At 39.8% G+C, this 17,267-nt stretch carries 15 protein-coding genes, 1 tRNA gene, 1 pseudogene and 1 riboswitch; of the genes and pseudogenes, 16 read left to right on the forward strand and 1 reads right to left on the reverse strand.

All coding sequences use genetic code 11. The features are described from left to right. The first annotated feature begins 112 nt into the window (after positions 1–112). The 11 genes from QM469_RS00760 (at position 113) to QM469_RS00810 (ending at position 10,053) form a co-directional block, all read left to right on the forward strand. Entirely contained in the window at positions 113–1,390 is a 1,278-nt protein-coding gene (locus tag QM469_RS00760; RefSeq protein WP_414275847.1) for an ABC transporter permease, read from the forward strand. A gap of 13 nt (positions 1,391–1,403) precedes the next feature. Further along, the gene (gene vex2, locus QM469_RS00765; RefSeq protein ID WP_016466097.1) at positions 1,404–2,051 is read left to right on the forward strand and encodes an ABC transporter ATP-binding subunit Vex2; all 648 of its coding nucleotides are present in this window, start codon (positions 1,404–1,406) and stop codon (positions 2,049–2,051) included. Between the two features lie 47 nt (positions 2,052–2,098). Then, positions 2,099–3,478 (forward strand): ABC transporter permease subunit Vex3, encoded by a 1,380-nt coding sequence (gene vex3 / locus QM469_RS00770; RefSeq protein WP_414275848.1) that lies wholly within the window; start codon positions 2,099–2,101, stop codon positions 3,476–3,478. Between the two features lie 70 nt (positions 3,479–3,548). After that, the gene (gene vncR / locus QM469_RS00775; protein WP_371607548.1) at positions 3,549–4,205 is read left to right on the forward strand and encodes a response regulator transcription factor VncR; all 657 of its coding nucleotides are present in this window, start codon (positions 3,549–3,551) and stop codon (positions 4,203–4,205) included. Continuing rightward, positions 4,202–5,554, forward strand: coding sequence for a sensor histidine kinase VncS (gene vncS, locus QM469_RS00780; protein ID WP_371607547.1), 1,353 nt, complete (start codon positions 4,202–4,204; stop codon positions 5,552–5,554). Before vncR ends, vncS begins: the two co-directional genes overlap by 4 nt. Before the next feature lie 113 nt (positions 5,555–5,667). Continuing rightward, complete coding sequence (locus tag QM469_RS00785) at positions 5,668–6,549, forward strand: class II fructose-bisphosphate aldolase (protein ID WP_049549139.1); 882 nt, start codon at positions 5,668–5,670, stop codon at positions 6,547–6,549. Between the two features lie 284 nt (positions 6,550–6,833). Continuing rightward, positions 6,834–7,826, forward strand: a complete 993-nt coding sequence (locus tag QM469_RS00790) for an ATP-binding cassette domain-containing protein (RefSeq protein WP_371607546.1) — start codon at positions 6,834–6,836, stop codon at positions 7,824–7,826. Between the two features lies 1 nt (position 7,827). Further along, entirely contained in the window at positions 7,828–8,646 is an 819-nt protein-coding gene (locus QM469_RS00795) for an ABC transporter permease (protein WP_371607545.1), read from the forward strand. A 1-nt stretch (position 8,647) separates the two neighbouring features. Beyond that, on the forward strand, positions 8,648–9,433 hold the full coding sequence (locus tag QM469_RS00800) for an ABC transporter permease (RefSeq protein WP_371607544.1): 786 nt from the start codon (positions 8,648–8,650) through the stop codon (positions 9,431–9,433). 38 nt (positions 9,434–9,471) lie between these two features. Beyond that, positions 9,472–9,933, forward strand: coding sequence for a GNAT family N-acetyltransferase (locus QM469_RS00805; RefSeq protein WP_371607622.1), 462 nt, complete (start codon positions 9,472–9,474; stop codon positions 9,931–9,933). A 47-nt stretch (positions 9,934–9,980) separates the two neighbouring features. After that, positions 9,981–10,053 (forward strand) — tRNA-Thr (locus QM469_RS00810). A gap of 624 nt (positions 10,054–10,677) precedes the next feature. Here the strand turns inward: QM469_RS00810 and QM469_RS00815 are convergent. After that, a pseudogene (locus tag QM469_RS00815) lies at positions 10,678–10,905 on the reverse strand (helix-turn-helix domain-containing protein); the annotation flags it as partial. A 407-nt stretch (positions 10,906–11,312) separates the two neighbouring features. Further along, positions 11,313–11,401: riboswitch (glycine riboswitch) on the forward strand. A gap of 90 nt (positions 11,402–11,491) precedes the next feature. On the opposite strand from QM469_RS00815, the gene QM469_RS00820 reads away from it, so the two are divergent. The 5 genes from QM469_RS00820 to QM469_RS00840 all read left to right on the forward strand — a co-directional run bounded on the left by QM469_RS00820 (position 11,492) and on the right by QM469_RS00840 (position 17,246). Further along, a complete protein-coding gene (locus tag QM469_RS00820; protein WP_371607543.1) occupies positions 11,492–12,814 on the forward strand; it encodes an alanine/glycine:cation symporter family protein in 1,323 nt (440 codons plus the stop codon). A 393-nt stretch (positions 12,815–13,207) separates the two neighbouring features. Beyond that, positions 13,208–14,386: a ryptide export MFS transporter gene (locus QM469_RS00825; protein WP_371607542.1), complete on the forward strand. Its 1,179-nt coding sequence runs from the start codon at positions 13,208–13,210 to the stop codon at positions 14,384–14,386. Between the two features lie 227 nt (positions 14,387–14,613). Further along, positions 14,614–15,162 (forward strand): carboxymuconolactone decarboxylase family protein, encoded by a 549-nt coding sequence (locus QM469_RS00830; RefSeq protein ID WP_414275849.1) that lies wholly within the window; start codon positions 14,614–14,616, stop codon positions 15,160–15,162. Positions 15,163–15,176: 14 nt separating this feature from the next. After that, positions 15,177–16,241 (forward strand): acyl-CoA dehydrogenase family protein, encoded by a 1,065-nt coding sequence (locus QM469_RS00835; RefSeq protein WP_371607540.1) that lies wholly within the window; start codon positions 15,177–15,179, stop codon positions 16,239–16,241. Positions 16,242–16,349: 108 nt separating this feature from the next. Further along, positions 16,350–17,246 (forward strand): TDT family transporter, encoded by an 897-nt coding sequence (locus QM469_RS00840; protein WP_371607539.1) that lies wholly within the window; start codon positions 16,350–16,352, stop codon positions 17,244–17,246. Positions 17,247–17,267 lie beyond the last annotated feature (21 nt).

The raw sequence follows: 17,267 nt of genomic DNA on the forward strand, positions 1-17,267 counted from the left end.
AGCTCTTTATTTTTTTATCAAAATGAGGGCAAAGATTTTGCTCTTTTTTTGTGATTTCATAAACATTTCATATTTGAATATTATAATGGTTTTACAAATATGGAGGTGCTATATGAATCCCACTCAAAGAGCTTGGGCTTACGTCAGCAGAAAACGACTGAGAAGTCTCATATTATTCTTGATTCTATTTGTCTTATTGGCTGGAATATCGGCTTGTCTGACGCTTATGAAGTCCAACAAAACAGTAGAAAATAATCTCTATCGCTCATTGAATACGTCTTTTTCTATTAAAAGAATAGAAGCAGATCAGACTTTTCAACTGTCTCAACTAGATGACCTTAAAAAGATAAAGGGTCTTGAGAAGATTTCACCTGAGCTAGAAACAATAGCCAAGTTGACTGACAAAGAAGTCGTTACTGGAGAACAAAGTATCCAAAGGGATGATTTGACAGAGGCTGAAAAAAATCTTATCAGTTTGATTGCATTAGAAGACTCTTCCAAGGATGTTTCTTTTACAAGTTCCGCCTTTACCCTTAAGGAAGGAAGACATCTACAAAAAGGAGATAACCAGAAAATATTAGTCCACGAGGAATTGGCTAAGAAGAATAACTTAAAACTTGGGGATAAGATTAGTCTAAATCCTGGTCAAGTAGAAGGAAATAATGGACAAAGGCTAGATTATGAAATCGTCGGTATTTTCTCAGGTCAGAAGCAAGAGAAATTTACCGGTCTCTCATCAGACTTTAGTGAAAACACGGTCTATACAGACTACGAAAGTAGCCAAAGTCTTCTTGGAAATAAGGAAGCTCAAGTTACTGCCGCTCGTTTCTTTCTAGAAAATCCAAAAGATATGGATAGAATCATTCAAGAGGTTGAAAAGTTATCTCCTGAAACGAAAGGTTACCAAGTCGAGAAGGAAAATAAGGCTTTTGAACAAATCAAGGATTCAGTTTCGACCTTCCAAACCTTCCTACAGATCTTCCTCTATGGTATTATGATTGCTGGTGTAGGAGCGCTGATCTTGGTCTTGTCCCTTTGGTTACGAGAGCGAGTCTACGAGGTTGGTATTTTATTGGCACTAGGTAAAGGGAAAGTAGCAATCTTTAGCCAATTCTGCCTGGAAGTCATCATAGTTTCATTGGCATCTATTCTGCCTGCATTTGTGGCTGGAAATGCCATTACTTCCTATCTCTTGAAGACTGTGCTAGCAAGTGGCGACCAAGCTGCCCTACAAGATACGCTAGCAAAAGCAACGAATCTTTCAACAAGTCTTTTATCATTTGGAGAATCTTATATCTTCCTACTTATCATCAGCTGCTTGTCAGTTGCACTTTGTTTCCTATTTTTATTTAGAAAATCACCGAAAGAAATTTTATCATCCATCAGTTAATAAAGGAGAAATCATGACTTTACTACAATTACAAGATCTTACTTATCGTTATAAGAACACTGCAGAAGCAGTATTATATAAAATCAATTACGATTTTGAACCAGGCAAGTTTTATAGTATTATCGGAGAATCAGGAGCTGGAAAATCCACACTCTTGTCTCTATTAGCAGGACTTGATAGTCCAGTCGAAGGTGCTATCCTATTTGAAGGCAAGGATATTCGTGAACAAGGATATTCTTATCACCGAATGCACCATATCTCTTTGGTTTTCCAAAACTATAACTTGATTGATTATCTTTCTCCATTGGAAAATATCCGCTTGGTCAATAAAAAAGCTAGCAAGGATACCCTTCTTGAACTTGGTTTAGATGAAAGTCAAATCAAGAGGAATGTTCTCCAATTATCAGGTGGACAGCAACAACGGGTTGCCATTGCTCGTAGCCTTGTATCGGAAGCACCAGTGATTTTAGCAGATGAACCGACAGGAAACTTGGATCCTAAGACTGCTGGGGATATCATCGATTTGCTCAAATCTCTTGCTGAGAAAACAGGCAAGTGTGTGATCGTTGTGACCCACAGCAAGGAAGTAGCACAAGCATCAGATATTACACTGGAATTGAAGGATAAGAAACTGACTGAAATAAGAACAAACAGTAACTAAAACTTTTAAACATATTAAAAACGGAAGTAAATCTAGAAAGGAATCTTATGTTACACAACGCATTTGCCTATGTCACAAGAAAATTTTTTAAGTCGCTTGTGATCTTTCTTATCATTCTCTTGATGGCTAGTTTGAGTTTGGTCGGCTTGTCTATCAAGGGTGCGACAGCCAAGGCTTCTCAAGAAACCTTTAAAAATATCACCAATAGTTTCTCCATGCAAATCAACCGTAGGGTCAACCAAGGAACTCCACGTGGTGCGGGGAATATCAAGGGTGAAGATATTAAAAAAATTACTGAGAATAAGGCCATTGAATCCTACATCAAACGGATCAATGCTATCGGTGATTTGACAGGCTATGAACTGATTGAAACGCCTGAAACCAAGAAAAATCTAACTGCAGATCGAGCTCAACGTTTTGGAAGTAGCTTGATGATCACAGGAGTTAATGATTCGGCTAAAGAAGACAAGTTTGTGTCAGGCTCTTACAAACTGGTCGAAGGTGAGCATTTAACAAACGATGACAAATACCAAATTCTCATGCACAAAGACTTGGCTGAAAAACATGGCTGGAAGGTAGGGGATAAGGTTAAACTTAACTCTAATATCTACGATGCCGATAATGAAAAAGGAGCCAAGGAAACAGTAGAAGTAACTATTAAAGGACTTTTTGATGGACATAATAAATCTGCTGTAACCTACTCACAAGAACTTTATGAGAATACAGCTATCACAGATATTCACACAGCAGCCCAACTCTATGGTTATACAGAAGATACAGCTATTTATGGCGATGCTACCTTCTTTGTGGCTGGAGATAAGAACTTAGATAGTGTCATGCAAGAATTAGGGTCTATCAACGGCATCAACTGGAAGATGTATAGCTTGATTAAGAGTTCATCTAACTATCCTGCCCTCGAACAATCTATCTCAGGCATGTACAAGATGGCTAATCTTCTCTTCTGGGGTAGCTTGAGCTTCTCTGTTCTCCTACTTGGTCTCTTACTGACACTTTGGATCAATGCCCGTCGCAAAGAAGTGGGAATTCTCCTTTCAATTGGTCTAAAACAAGCAAGTATTTTAGGTCAATTTATCACAGAAGCAGTTATGATTGCTATTCCAGCGCTGATCTCAGCTTACTTCCTAGCCAACTATACTGCTCGTGCCATTGGAAATACTGTTCTTGCAAATGTCACATCAGATGTGGCCAAGCAGGCAAGTAGGGCAGCCCAAGCTTCCAATCTCGGTGGTGGTGCAGAAGTTGACGGCTTTAGTAAAACACTTTCTAGTCTTGATATTTCCATTCAACCATCAGACTTTGCTATCGTTTTTGTTCTTGGATTGGTACTGGTAGTACTTGTTATGGCACTTGCTTCAAGCAATCTCCTCTTTAAGCAACCAAAAGAACTTTTGATAGACGGTGAATAAGAATCGTGCTACCTATTCTCTTTCAAATGAGATATAATATAGGTAGCATTTTTGATAGAAAAGGATTTATATGAAAATTCTAATTGTAGAAGATGAAGACATGATTCGTGAGGGAATTAGTGATTACTTGACGGATTGTGGCTATGAAACCATTCAGGCAGCAGATGGCCTTGAGGCCTTAGAACAATTTTCTCATCATCAGGTTGCCTTGGTTCTCCTAGATATTCAAATGCCTAAACTCAATGGTTTAGAGGTTTTGTCAGAAATCCGAAAAAGCAGTCAAGTTCCGGTCTTGATGCTAACAGCTTTTCAGGATGAGGAGTATAAGATGAGCGCCTTTGCCTCACTAGCAGATGGGTATCTTGAAAAGCCTTTTTCCCTATCTCTGTTGAAGGTTCGGGTGGATGCTATTTTTAAACGTTATTATGATACCGGTCGTAGCTTTACCTATAAGGATACCAAGGTCGATTTTGACAGTTATAGTGCCACAGTGGCCGGCCAAAATGTTCCTGTGAATGCAAAAGAATTGGAAATCCTAGACTATCTAGTTAAAAATGAAGGTCGTGCTTTGACTAGAGCTCAGATTATCGATGCTGTATGGAAATTGACAGATGAAGTACCTTTCGATCGTGTTATTGACGTTTACATCAAGGAATTACGGAAAAAATTGGATTTAGACTGTATTCTTACCGTGCGCAATGTTGGTTATAAATTGGAGAGAAAATGAGACGTTCAGGTTTATTTAAAAAGATTTTTATCTATACCTTCTCGGTATTTTCTACCTTGGTCATTTGTTTGCATTTGGCCATCTATTTCCTCTTTCCTCCGACCTATCTAAGTCATCGTCAGGAGAGCATCGGGCAAAAGGCTACAGAAATTGCTCAAACTCTCCAAGGAAAGGACAGACAAGCTATTCAGGAAGTCCTTGAACTTTATTCTCAAAGTAGCGATATTAAGGGAGCCATCAAGGGAGAAATGACCCAGGACAAGTTGGAGGTCAAGGATAATCTTCCCATTGATAAAGAACGACAGACGGCTTCTTTGGTTATTGAGGAAAGAGAAGTTCAAACTAAGGATGGTCAGACGATGACCTTACAGTTTTTAGCTTCTATGGATTTGCAGAAAGAAGCAGAAGACATCAGTCTTCAATTTCTGCCTTATACTTTATTAGCGTCTTTCATCATTTCGCTCCTCATCGCCTTTATCTATGCTAGGACTATTGTTGCACCGATTTTGGAAATCAAACGAGTGACTCGACGGATGATGGATTTGGATACAGAAGTGAGGTTGCGCGTGGATTCTAAGGATGAAATTGGCGATCTTAAAGAACAAATCAACAGCCTTTATCAGCATCTCTTGACAGTCATTGCGGATTTGCATGAGAAAAATGAAGCCATCCTCCAGTTAGAAAAGATGAAGGTCGAGTTTTTACGAGGTGCTTCCCATGAACTGAAAACACCTCTAGCTAGTCTGAAGATTCTTCTGGAGAATATGAAAGCCAATATTGGACGCTATAAAGATCGGGACCATTATTTGGGAGTTTCTTTGGGGATCGTAGATGATTTGAGTCATCATGTTCAGCAAATCCTATCCCTTTCTTCGGTACAGGAACTGCGAGATAAGAAGGAAGAAATCAATCTTCTGGATATGACCAATCTTCTATTGAAGGACTATGACTTATTAGCCAAAGAGAGAGAAATCTCAGTTGAGAACCAGCTAACTGATCAGCACGTTTATCTAAATCCTTCAGTACTCAAGCTGATTCTTTCAAATCTGATCAGTAATGCTGTGAAACACTCTGTCCAAGGAGGTTATCTAAAAATTGGAGTAAAAGATGGCTGGATATTTATTGAGAACAGTTGTACACTTGAGGAACAAGATAAATTTGAACAATCCTTTGCGGTTTCTAGTCGACAAAGTAAGGGAGCTGGCTTGGGACTATTCGTCGTCAAAAGTTTATTAGAAAACGAAGAAATTGACTATCATTTTGAAAGAGACGATGATAACCTAGCATTTTTCATGAAGCTACCACAGACCGAGCCGGAAGTGATTAAGAAAGGGTTTACATCAATCTGATTGGAAGAAATTCAATCTAAAGTATGGGAAAAACTAGCTTTTTTTGCTAAAAAGTGATAAAATGAACAATGTAAATGGGATATCCCATAAAAATATACAGGAGGCCTGATAAAATGGCAATCGTTTCAGCAGAAAAATTTGTCCAAGCAGCTCGTGACAACGGTTATGCAGTTGGTGGATTTAACACAAACAACCTTGAGTGGACTCAAGCTATCTTGCGTGCAGCAGAAGCTAAACAAGCTCCAGTTTTGATCCAAACTTCAATGGGTGCTGCTAAATACATGGGTGGTTACAAAGTTGCTCGCAACTTGATCGCTAACCTTGTTGAATCAATGGGTATCACTGTACCAGTAGCTATCCACCTTGACCACGGTCACTACGAAGATGCACTTGAGTGTATTCAAGTTGGTTATACTTCAGTTATGTTTGACGGTTCACACCTTCCAGTTGAAGAAAACCTTGAAAAAGCTCGTAAAGTTGTAGAATTTGCTCACGCAAATGGTGTATCAGTAGAAGCTGAAGTTGGAACTATCGGTGGTGAAGAAGACGGAATCATCGGTGACGGTGAATTGGCTCCAATTGAAGACGCTAAAGCAATGGTTGCAACTGGTATCGACTTCTTGGCAGCTGGTATCGGTAACATCCACGGTCCTTACCCAGCAAACTGGAAAGGTCTTCACCTTGACCACTTGCAAAAATTGACTGAAGCTGTACCAGGATTCCCAATCGTATTGCACGGTGGTTCAGGTATTCCTGATGAGCAAATCCAAGCAGCTATCAAACTTGGTGTTGCTAAAGTTAACGTTAACACTGAATGCCAAATCGCATTCGCTAACGCAACTCGTAAATTTGCTCGTGACTACGAAGCAAACGAAGCAGAATACGACAAGAAGAAACTCTTCGACCCACGTAAATTCTTGGCTGACGGTGTAAAAGCTATCCAAGCATCAGTTGAAGAACGTATCGACGTATTTGGTTCAGAAGGTAAAGCTTAATCTAGCTTAACCATATAAAACAGAAACCTACCCATTGGGTGGGTTTTTTGTGTTTACAGAAAACTATTAAACCAGAATATTGGATTAAAACCATTATTTTATGAGAGAAATCTCTAATTTCATAATCTGTAGGCAAACGCTTGCATTCCATTTTTTATTAGACTATAATAGGTTGGTATAAAGCCTTTTGTAATAATAAAATGTAGAAGGTTTAGAAAGTAAGGATTTAGAATATTTGTAGTCAATAATACAATATTGCTCTTCCTTACCATAGGGAGATAGATATGGCAATGATAGAAGTGGAACATCTTCAGAAAAATTTTGTGAAGACGGTCAAGGAGCCAGGTTTGAAGGGGGCTTTGCGCTCCTTTATTCATCCTGAAAAGCAGACCTTTGAAGCGGTCAAGGATTTGACCTTTGAGGTTCCAAAAGGACAAATTTTAGGCTTTATTGGGGCAAATGGTGCTGGAAAGTCGACAACCATCAAAATGCTGACCGGGATTTTAAAGCCGACATCTGGTTTTTGCCGGATTAACGGCAAAATTCCGCAAGACAATCGCCAAGATTATGTCAAGGATATTGGGGTTGTTTTTGGACAACGGACCCAGCTATGGTGGGATTTGGCTCTGCAAGAGACCTACACGGTCTTGAAAGAGATTTACGATGTGCCAGATTCGCTCTTTCATAAGCGAATGGACTTTTTGAATGAAGTCTTGGATTTGAAGGACTTTATCAAGGATCCCGTGCGAACTCTTTCATTGGGTCAACGGATGCGGGCGGACATCGCGGCTTCCTTGCTTCACAATCCCAAGGTTCTCTTTTTAGATGAGCCGACTATTGGTTTGGATGTTTCGGTCAAGGACAACATTCGTCGCGCCATTACCCAGATCAATCAAGAGGAAGAAACAACCATTCTCTTGACCACTCACGATCTGAGTGACATTGAGCAACTTTGTGATCGGATTTTTATGATTGATAAGGGGCAGGAGATTTTTGATGGAACGGTGAGCCAGCTCAAGGAGACCTTTGGCAAGATGAAGACTCTATCCTTTGAATTAGTGCCAGGGCAAAGTCATCTCGCTTCTCACTATGAAGGCCTACCTGATATGTCTATTGATAGACAAGGAAATAGCCTCAACATTGAATTTGATAGTTCACGCTACCAGTCGGCGGACATTATCAAGCAAACCCTGTCTGATTTTGAAATCCGCGATTTGAAGATGGTGGATACGGATATAGAGGATATTATCCGTCGCTTCTATCGAAAGGAGCTCTAAGATGGTCAAATTGTGGAGACGTTATAAACCCTTTATCAATGCAGGTGTTCAGGAATTGATTACCTATCGAGTCAACTTTATTCTCTATCGGATTGGCGATGTCATGGGGGCTTTTGTGGCTTTTTATCTTTGGAAGGCTGTCTTTGACTCATCGCAGGAGTCCTTGATTCAGGGTTTCAGTATGGCAGATATCACCCTCTACATCATCATGAGTTTTGTGACCAATCTTCTGACTAGATCAGACTCGTCCTTTATGATTGGGGAGGAGGTCAAGGATGGTTCCATTATTATGCGATTGTTGCGACCAGTGCATTTTGCAGCCTCCTATCTTTTCACTGAGCTTGGTTCCAAGTGGTTGATTTTTATCTCTGTTGGACTTCCATTTTTAAGTGTCATTGTGCTGATGAAAATCTTATCTGGACAAGGAATCGTAGAAATGTTGGGCTTAACTGTTCTTTATCTTTTTAGCTTGACGCTGGCATACCTGATTAATTTTTTCTTTAATATCTGTTTTGGGTTTTCAGCTTTTGTGTTTAAAAATCTATGGGGTTCCAATCTCCTCAAAACTTCCATAGTGGCTTTTATGTCTGGAAGTTTGATTCCTTTGGTTTTCTTTCCAAAGGTTGTTGCAGATATTCTGTCCTTCCTGCCTTTTTCATCCTTGATTTACACTCCGGTCATGATTATCGTTGGGAAATACGATACCAATCAGATTCTTCAGGCGCTTTTGGTACAGTTTTTCTGGCTCTTAGTGATGGTGGGCTTGTCTCAGTTGATTTGGAAACGAGTCCAGTCATTCATTACCATTCAGGGAGGTTAGTATGAAAAAATATCAACGTATGCATCTGATTTTTATCAGACAATACATCAAACAAATCATGGAATACAAGGTGGATTTTGTGGTTGGTGTGCTGGGAGTTTTTCTAACTCAAGGCTTGAACCTCTTGTTTCTCAATGTCATTTTTCAACACATTCCATCACTAGAAGGTTGGACTTTTCAAGAAATCGCCTTTATCTATGGATTTTCCTTGATTCCCAAGGGACTGGACCATCTCTTTTTTGACAATCTCTGGGCGTTAGGGCAACGCTTGGTGCGAAAAGGTGAGTTTGACAAGTATCTGACTCGTCCTATCAATCCTCTCTTTCACATCCTCGTTGAGACCTTTCAGATTGATGCCTTGGGCGAACTATTGGTCGGTGGAATTTTACTAGCGACAACTGTATCAAGCATTGCTTGGACTCTTCCCAAATTCCTGCTTTTCCTAGTCTGCATTCCTTTTGCGACCTTGATTTATACTTCCTTGAAAATCGCGACAGCCAGCATCGCTTTTTGGACCAAGCAGTCAGGAGCAATGATTTACATTTTCTATATGTTTAATGATTTTGCCAAGTACCCGATTTCTATATACAATTCACTTCTTCGTTGGTTGATCAGTTTTATCGTTCCTTTCGCCTTTACGGCCTACTATCCTGCCAGCTATTTCTTGCAGGACAAGGATGGGCTCTGGAATATTGGTGGTTTGATTCTGATTTCTCTTATCTTCTTTTGCATCTCTTTAAAACTTTGGGACAGGGGGTTAGATGCCTACGAAAGTGCTGGTTCGTAAGAGGTAAAGTAGGACTAAAATCAAGAAAGGAACTTATGATGTTTGTAATTGAAGAAGTCAAGGATGATAATCAAAAAATGGCAGCTGTCGCTGATGTTTTAAAGGATTTGCCAGAATGGTTTGGAATTCCAGAAAGTACGCAAGCCTATATCGAAGGAGCCAAGGACTTGCAAGTGTGGGCTGCCTATCAGGAGAGTGATTTAACTGGCTTTGTAAGCTTGTCCTATTCTAGTGAAGATTGTGCAGAGATTGATTGTCTCGGAGTAAAAAAGGCTCATCAAGGTAGAGGAATTGGGAGCCAATTACTTGCTACTTTAGAAAGTGAAGCACGCAAAAAAGTCGACTATTTGCAGGTAAAAACTGTGGCAGAAGGTTCTAACAAGGATTATGACCGAACCAATATCTTTTATCGCAGTCTTGGCTTTAAAAAACTAGAGATTTTTCCGCAACTTTGGGGACCTCAGAATCCTTGTCAGATTTTGATTAAAAAGATAGGTTAAGAATCTCTTGACATCCGTCCTTATAGTGCTATACTATAAGTGGAATCGCCGATTTAGCTCAGTTGGTAGAGCACCGCACTCGTAACGCGAAGGTCACAGGTTCGATCCCTGCAATCGGCATTTTAGAAATGTAAAGAAAGACAAAGAAAATTCAAAATGTTTATTTGAAGGCCATTATCACAAGTTGATTTTTAAAAATAATTTAGTATTTTATTTGAAAAAAACAGTAAAAAGCGCAAAAAATCACTTCCTGTGCTACACTGTAATTGAAAATTTTTTATTTTGGGCGTTAGAACTGTTTCCTCAGTCCTAGCGCCTTTTCTTTTTGATAAGTTTGTTTGGTGGAGAAATGATTCTGATACTCAATGAAAATCAAAGAGCAAAGTAGGAAACTAGGGAACTAGCCGCAGGTTGCTCAAAGCACTGCTTTGAGGTTGCAGATGAAACTGACGAAGTCAGCTCAAAACACTGTTTTGAGGTTGCAGATGAAACTGACGAAGTCAGTAACATATATACGGCAAGGCGACGTTGACGCAGTTTGAAGAGATTTTCGAAGAGTATGAGAATCTTATGGGCGCAAGCAATGATGGCTTTCATCTTGCTTCCTCTTTGGGAAATTCGATTGTAAAAAGAAGAAAAAGCTGGATCCTTAGAATTTGCTGCAATCAATCCCGACATGGTCAAAGCTTGCTTGATATATCGATTTCCTTGCGTGATGTGTGAGGATTTCTTAATGCCAGCACTTTCATAAGACTGTTGAGCATAGTCGGCCGAATAAACCTTTTTGAAGCGCCCTTTTCCAACACATTGCAGAATTGTCCCGCGCTTGATTTCAGTATGGATAGTTTGAGGAGTTTTTCCAAGTAGAGAGGCAATTTCTCTATTTGATTTCCCTTCCTTTTTCCATCGTTCGATTAAGCGACGGCTATCGATTGTCAAATGTTTGGCTTTTGTAGTATAATAGCTTTGAATCTCTGTGCCTTTCTTGTGTTTGTGGTTGAACAGCAAGTATAACACAGAGCTGTTTTCTTATGCCTATAAGAGCTTTCATGTGACAAGAGGACCCCTTGAAGCTGTTTTGTCAGCTAAAGCAAGGCTAGTCTTAGCCTTGGACACCAGCTTAACATCATCAAGCCTCATATCAAATGAAATCGGGTACTAGCTATAAGTTAGTTGAAGCATCTAATTTTTAGGAGAGCTGGATGGCTAACTTCATTATAGAACTTTCAGTAAAGCAAAAATCATAAAAAGTATAATAAAATTTTCTGAAAATAATTGACAAGAGCTAAATTTTCTTGTAAAATAAGAAAAAATTAAATACAACACCGAATGAAGTTTAATAGAAGTGGAAAATCGTTTGATTTTTCATGACTGTAAATGGACGGAACTCTGGAGAGACCGTAAAGGCACCGAAGGGGCAAGGCAGGCAACTGCTCAAACTCTCAGGTAAAAGGACAGAGCAATGATAGAGCGCTTTTTAGCATTTATCGATGCATTCCAGAGTACATGTTTTTAACATGTACTCTTTCTTTTGGGGTTGAATAGATAGGAGAATGGTATGTTAAATTTGCTAAAAGAGCTGGATGCTCTGGTATGGGGACCACCCCTTTTGATCTTATTGGTTGGTACAGGAATATATTTAACTCTTCGTTTAGGACTCTTACAAATTTTGCGTCTTCGTAAGGCCTTCCAGCTTATTTTTACCAAAGACAAGGGACATGGTGATGTTTCCAGCTTTGCTGCCTTGTGTACAGCCCTAGCAGCAACTGTTGGTACAGGAAATATCATCGGGGTCGCAACGGCTATCAAGGTTGGAGGACCAGGGGCTCTTTTTTGGATGTGGGTGGCTGCTTTCTTTGGAATGGCAACCAAGTATGCAGAAGGACTACTTGCTATCAAATATCGAACCAAGGATGATCATGGTGCGGTAGCAGGAGGACCGATGCACTATATCCTTCTAGGGATGGGCGAAAAATGGCGTCCCCTTGCAATCTTCTTTGCTGTAGCTGGAGTACTAGTTGCACTTTTAGGGATTGGTACTTTTACCCAGGTGAATTCCATTACAGAATCCGTGCAAAATACGGCTAGTATTGATCCGACAATTACTGCACTTGTTTTATCTATTTTCGTAGGGATCGCAGTCTTTGGTGGGCTCAAGTCTATTTCTAAGGTGTCAACTACAGTTGTTCCCTTTATGGCTATTGTCTATATCTTGGGAACTTTGACAGTCATCTTCTTTAATATCGAGAAACTCCCTGCAACTCTGGCCTTGGTCTTTACATCAGCTTTTAGTCCAGTGGCTGCAGTAGGAGGCTTTGCAGGAGCCAGTATCCGAACTGCTATTCAAAATGGTGTGGCGCGTGGTGTCTTCTCAAACGAGTCGGGATTGGGTTCAGCTCCCATTGCGGCTGCGGCAGCTAAGACCAACGAACCGGTGGAGCAGGGTTTGATTTCCATGACAGGGACCTTTATTGATACCTTGATTATCTGTACATTGACTGGTTTGACAATCTTGGTGACTGGGGTTTGGAATGGTAATTTAGATGGTGTTGCTCTAACTCAGTCAGCTTTTTCTACAGTATTTTCTTTCTTTGGACCTGCTCTTCTAACAATCTTCTTGGTACTCTTTGCCTTTACTACGATTTTGGGATGGAACTATTACGGAGAGCGTTGTTTTGAGTTTCTTTTTGGCGTTCGCTTTATCTGGCTTTATCGTGTTGTCTTTGTACTCATGGTCTTGCTGGGAGGATTTATCGAGCTGGATATGGTCTGGGTCATTGCGGATATTGTTAATGCCCTCATGGCTCTACCAAACTTGATTGCACTCTTAGCCTTATCACCAGTTGTTATCGCTGAGACTAAGAAGTATTTTGATAAATAATGTATGGTTGATATTCCCATTTATAGATAAGACTAGCATCTGTTTGTGAGATGCTAGTTTTTTCACTACTAGGGCTAGTCTTTTATTTTATACTCAATGAAAATCAAAGAGCAAACTAGGAAACTAGCCGCAGGTTGCTCAAAGCACTGCTTTGAGGTTGTGGATAGAACTGACGAAGTCAGTAACATATATACGGCAAGGCGACGTTGACGCGGTTTGAAGAGATTTTCGAAGAGTATTATGTCATAAGATGAATGAAATTCAAGAGTACCTCTTTTATGATATTCTTTATTTGCACTTTTATTTATTGTATAATAGTCAGCATAAATCTGTTTTTGTTCTGATATGTCTTGTTTCATCTATGTGAGAAAGAAAAATAAACTGGAGGTGTATATGTCAAAAGATATTCGAAAACTAATGGTTTCACAGGCGATTGCGAATCTAGCAGATGTCTTTTTTAGAGTTGTTGTGATTGCAAATGTGTTTGTCTTATCTGGTTCGGTTATTTCAACCTCCCTAGTGCCAATTCTGATTGGTCTATCCTCCTTTTTAGCCAGTTTCTTAGTTCCATTAGTAACGAAGAGACTAGCTTTAAATCGTGTTCTTTTCTTGACTCAATTTGGTAAGACGATTCTGCTAGCGATTTTACTTTTTCTACTCAAGCAATCTGAAACTATTTCCCTCCCTCTTTTATATGCTATTGTTACCTTAATCTCCGTTTTGGATGGTTTTGCAGCACCTGTTTCCTATGCGATTGTTCCACGCTATGCAAGTGATTTAGCTAAAGCGAACGCAGCTATTTCTATGAGTGGAGAAAGTGTACAACTCGTTGGTTGGGGCCTAGGAGGTTTCTTATTTGCGAGTCTGGGAATGAATCCTAGCCTGCTCATTGTGTTAGTCTTGTTTACACTTTCGACGATTTTGATGTTCGGTTTGCCACTAGTCGAAAAAGAAGAGTTGTCCTCTGAAACAAGTCTTGAGACTCTAACAAAAGGTTGGCGATTGGTGGCTAAAGAATCAAGATTAGGCTTTATTGTCCGAGCCAATCTTTTAGAAATTCTAGCTAATGCTATCTGGGTATCTTCTGTTTTACTTGTTTTTGTGACTGAGATTTTACATCGGTCAGAAAGCTATTGGGGCTACGTCAATACCTCCTATTCCTTGGGGATTATCTTGGGAGGAGCTATTATCTTCCGTCTAGCAGAGAAAGTTGTTACCTATAAATATCAGACTATGATCTTTTCTTTGTTAGCGACAGCACTAGTAACTCTGTTGATAGTGCTATTTCCAAATGCACCTATTTTTCTATTCCTATCTCTAGTAATTGGTTTTCTATCTCAAATCAAGGAAGTCCCTGAGAGTGTATTATTACAGGAATCGGTTGATGAGGAGGAACTTGTGAATGTTTACTCCGTTATTGAAGTTGTCTCTACATTGGCCTTTTCTGCTTCTGTTTTTCTAATGAGTACCATCACAGAATATTTTGGAGTATTTACTGGCTTTGGCTTGGCTATATGCTGCTTGCTAGTAGAGTCCATCTTAGTTTTAAGAAACAAGCATCAGATAAATTAACAGTTATGATCACACATCTGGTGTGATTTTTTTTTGTTTTCATAAAAATTTTTTATCAGTGCAATTTAAAATATATATTATGCAAGGTATAGATTCTGTGTTAGACTTATTGTCAACGAAAAGCTAATGAATCATCAATCAAGGCAAGGATTTGTTCAATAGGCTGATGAGATTTCGAAAGATTTTCGCAGAAACCATTCAATTACAAAACGAAAAGAGGTCCCCTTATGACAACATTTACTATCCACACAGTAGAATCAGCGCCAGCAGAAGTGAAAGAAGTTCTTGAAACGGTACAAAAGGACAACAATGGTTATATCCCAAATCTTATCTGTCTTTTAGCCAATGCCCCTACAGCCCTAGAAGCTTATCGCACTGTTGGCGCTATTAACCGTCGCAATAGTCTAACACCTGTAGAGCGCGAAGTGGTGCAAATCACTGCAGCCGTAACCAACGGTTGTGCCTTTTGCGTCGCTGGTCACACAGCCTTTTCTATCAAGCAAATCCAGATGAATGATGACCTTCTCCAAGCCCTTCGCAATCGTACCCCAATCGAAAGCGATCCTAAGCTGGATACCCTAGCTAAGTTTACCTTGGCAGTCATCAATACCAAAGGGCGCGTAGGAGATGAAGCTCTTGGAGAATTCCTTGAAGCTGGCTATACGCAAGAAAATGCCTTGGATGTTATTCTCGGTGTAAGTTTAGCAAGTCTTTGTAACTATGCTAACAACCTAGCTAACACACCGATTAATCCAGAATTACAACCTTATGCATAAGAGGAGGACAAAGTATGGGATTTTTTTCAGAAGAATTCTTAAGCTGGTTAGACCAGCACGCCGATGAAATTGACAAAAAATCATGTCAAGCTGGAGAAGAACTGATTGAGAAAATTGCTGCAGAAGGTGCCTTTCGTGTAGGAGTACCAAAAGTTCTTGGAGGGCTAGGTGGAAATGACCAAGATGTTATCGATATCCTTGCTGAACTCGCTCAACATTCCTTAACAGCCTCCTTCATCTCATGGGGGCAACGAACTTTAATAGACAATATTCTTCATACTGATAATGCTTATTTCAAAGAAGTTTACTTGGAAAAACTCTTATCAGGAGAATATGCAGGTGCTACGGCCTTATCTAATGCGGTCAAGTATCTATCTGACTTAGAGGAACTAAATGTTCGTATCCTTGAAGAAAATGGAAATTATTATCTTAAAGGACGACTTCCTTGGGTAACCAATGCTCGTAAGGATCGCTTCCTCACTATTTTTGTAGCAGGATTTGCAGATGATCCGAGTACAAGTTATGTAGTAGCCGTACCATCGGACGCAGAAAACTTTAGTCGTTCCGAAGATTTGGAATTTGTTTCTCTCCAAGGAGGGAATACAGCAGCTCTGACTTTTAACAAGGTATCTTTAAAGGAAGAGTGGATTCTATCGAGGGATGCCCATCAATTTTTAGCGCAAAATCGTCCAGCCTTTTTAGGCTACCAATTTGGCCTAGCCTTTGGTTTGGCTGAACGTTCACTCTCAGAAGTCGAAAAAGAATTGGGGAAACGAGGTGTCTTGAAGGAAGAATGGCAGCATCAGGTCGAACAGTTAGATGATATTCGACATTCTCTCTATCAAGGACTATCTGAAGAGTCCTATTTCGTTAGAAATCCGCGTGAGCTATTCCAGTTACGAATTGATATTGTTGATGTTGTTGCCCAAAGTCTCTTATTAGAACTACAAGCTGGTGGCGGTAGAGGATATTTTAGTAAATCGACATCCGGTTTCATACGTCGTTGGAATGAAGGTGCCTTTTTGCCAATTGTTTCTCCTAGTGCAGTGCAATTGCGACATATTCTAGCGACAAACTAACAATAAAGAAAATAAAAACGAGGTTTATCTTTTTAAACTTCGTTTTTTAATACTTCATTTAAGCGCTTTTATGCTATACTGATAATAACATGACTATTGGAGGTTCACATGAAAAAACTCCCCTTGGCCTTTTCAGGGTGCTTATTGGGATTGGCTGGAGCAGGTAATCTCATCCTGGATATTTTTCCATTATTATCCCATGTCTTTAGTTTGTCAGGCTTGATTTTATGGTTTTATTTTTTATACAGTCATCTTAGTGATTGGCAAGAAAGCCAGCAAGAACTTAAGAAAGCTCCTCTATTATCGGGAATGGCGACCTTTCCTATGGCAGGGATGATTTTATCAACCTACTTACTGCGAATCTTACCTATGAGTATGAGTATCATAGCGCAAGCTCTTTGGTGGTTTGCCTTTCTACTGGATGTAGGTTTAATCATCTACTTCACTAAAAATTATGTGCAGACTAAACCAAGAACGAGCGCAACGCCAAGTTGGACAGTTCTTTATGTGGGAATTGCAGTAGCAAGCTTGACCTACCCAGTCGTGGGCATAGTCGAGATTGCCTATGGCGCTTGGATTTTTGGCTTTACCTTAACCCTTTTCCTTTATCCTCTGATTTATCAAGATTTGAAAAGTAATCCATTGCCACGGGCTTTACTGGGGCAAGAAGGAATCTACTGTGCTCCCTTTTCTCTATTGTTAGCAGCACTCGTTCGGATCGGAGGTTCAGGTCTTCATGGCTGGATTTTGCTAGTCATGATCCTTGCTTCACAAACTTTCTTTTTCTTTGTCCTCAGTCGTTTACCAAGGATTTTAAAACAGGGATTTCAACCAGCTTTTTCAGCCCTAACCTTCCCAACTATCATCACAGCAACTTCATTGAAAATGGCCCAAGGCATTCTGCAGTTTCCAGTCCTTAACCTCCTCGTTTGGCTGGAAACGATCATTTGTTTAACAATCCTTGTCTATGTATTAGTAGAATATATGCGGTATTTAAGGAACTAAAAAAGCCCCTAGCACTGAGAA

This window comes from Streptococcus infantis, from assembly GCF_047464215.1.
Lineage (GTDB): Bacteria > Bacillota > Bacilli > Lactobacillales > Streptococcaceae > Streptococcus > Streptococcus infantis_P.

Excerpts from the sequence above, each read along its gene's own strand:
- QM469_RS00825 (WP_371607542.1), top strand. The coding sequence starts at position 13,208 with ATGTCAAAAGATATTCGAAAACTAATGGTTTCACAGGCGATTGCGAAT.
- QM469_RS00820 (WP_371607543.1), top strand. The coding sequence starts at position 11,492 with ATGTTAAATTTGCTAAAAGAGCTGGATGCTCTGGTATGGGGACCACCC.
- QM469_RS00835 (WP_371607540.1), top strand. The coding sequence starts at position 15,177 with ATGGGATTTTTTTCAGAAGAATTCTTAAGCTGGTTAGACCAGCACGCC.
- vncS (WP_371607547.1), top strand. The coding sequence starts at position 4,202 with ATGAGACGTTCAGGTTTATTTAAAAAGATTTTTATCTATACCTTCTCG.
- QM469_RS00800 (WP_371607544.1), top strand. The coding sequence starts at position 8,648 with ATGAAAAAATATCAACGTATGCATCTGATTTTTATCAGACAATACATC.
- vncR (WP_371607548.1), top strand. The coding sequence starts at position 3,549 with ATGAAAATTCTAATTGTAGAAGATGAAGACATGATTCGTGAGGGAATT.
- QM469_RS00830 (WP_414275849.1), top strand. The coding sequence starts at position 14,614 with ATGACAACATTTACTATCCACACAGTAGAATCAGCGCCAGCAGAAGTG.
- vex2 (WP_016466097.1), top strand. The coding sequence starts at position 1,404 with ATGACTTTACTACAATTACAAGATCTTACTTATCGTTATAAGAACACT.
- QM469_RS00790 (WP_371607546.1), top strand. The coding sequence starts at position 6,834 with ATGGCAATGATAGAAGTGGAACATCTTCAGAAAAATTTTGTGAAGACG.
- QM469_RS00840 (WP_371607539.1), top strand. The coding sequence starts at position 16,350 with ATGAAAAAACTCCCCTTGGCCTTTTCAGGGTGCTTATTGGGATTGGCT.
- QM469_RS00760 (WP_414275847.1), top strand. The coding sequence starts at position 113 with ATGAATCCCACTCAAAGAGCTTGGGCTTACGTCAGCAGAAAACGACTG.
- QM469_RS00795 (WP_371607545.1), top strand. The coding sequence starts at position 7,828 with ATGGTCAAATTGTGGAGACGTTATAAACCCTTTATCAATGCAGGTGTT.
- QM469_RS00805 (WP_371607622.1), top strand. The coding sequence starts at position 9,472 with ATGTTTGTAATTGAAGAAGTCAAGGATGATAATCAAAAAATGGCAGCT.
- QM469_RS00785 (WP_049549139.1), top strand. The coding sequence starts at position 5,668 with ATGGCAATCGTTTCAGCAGAAAAATTTGTCCAAGCAGCTCGTGACAAC.
- vex3 (WP_414275848.1), top strand. The coding sequence starts at position 2,099 with ATGTTACACAACGCATTTGCCTATGTCACAAGAAAATTTTTTAAGTCG.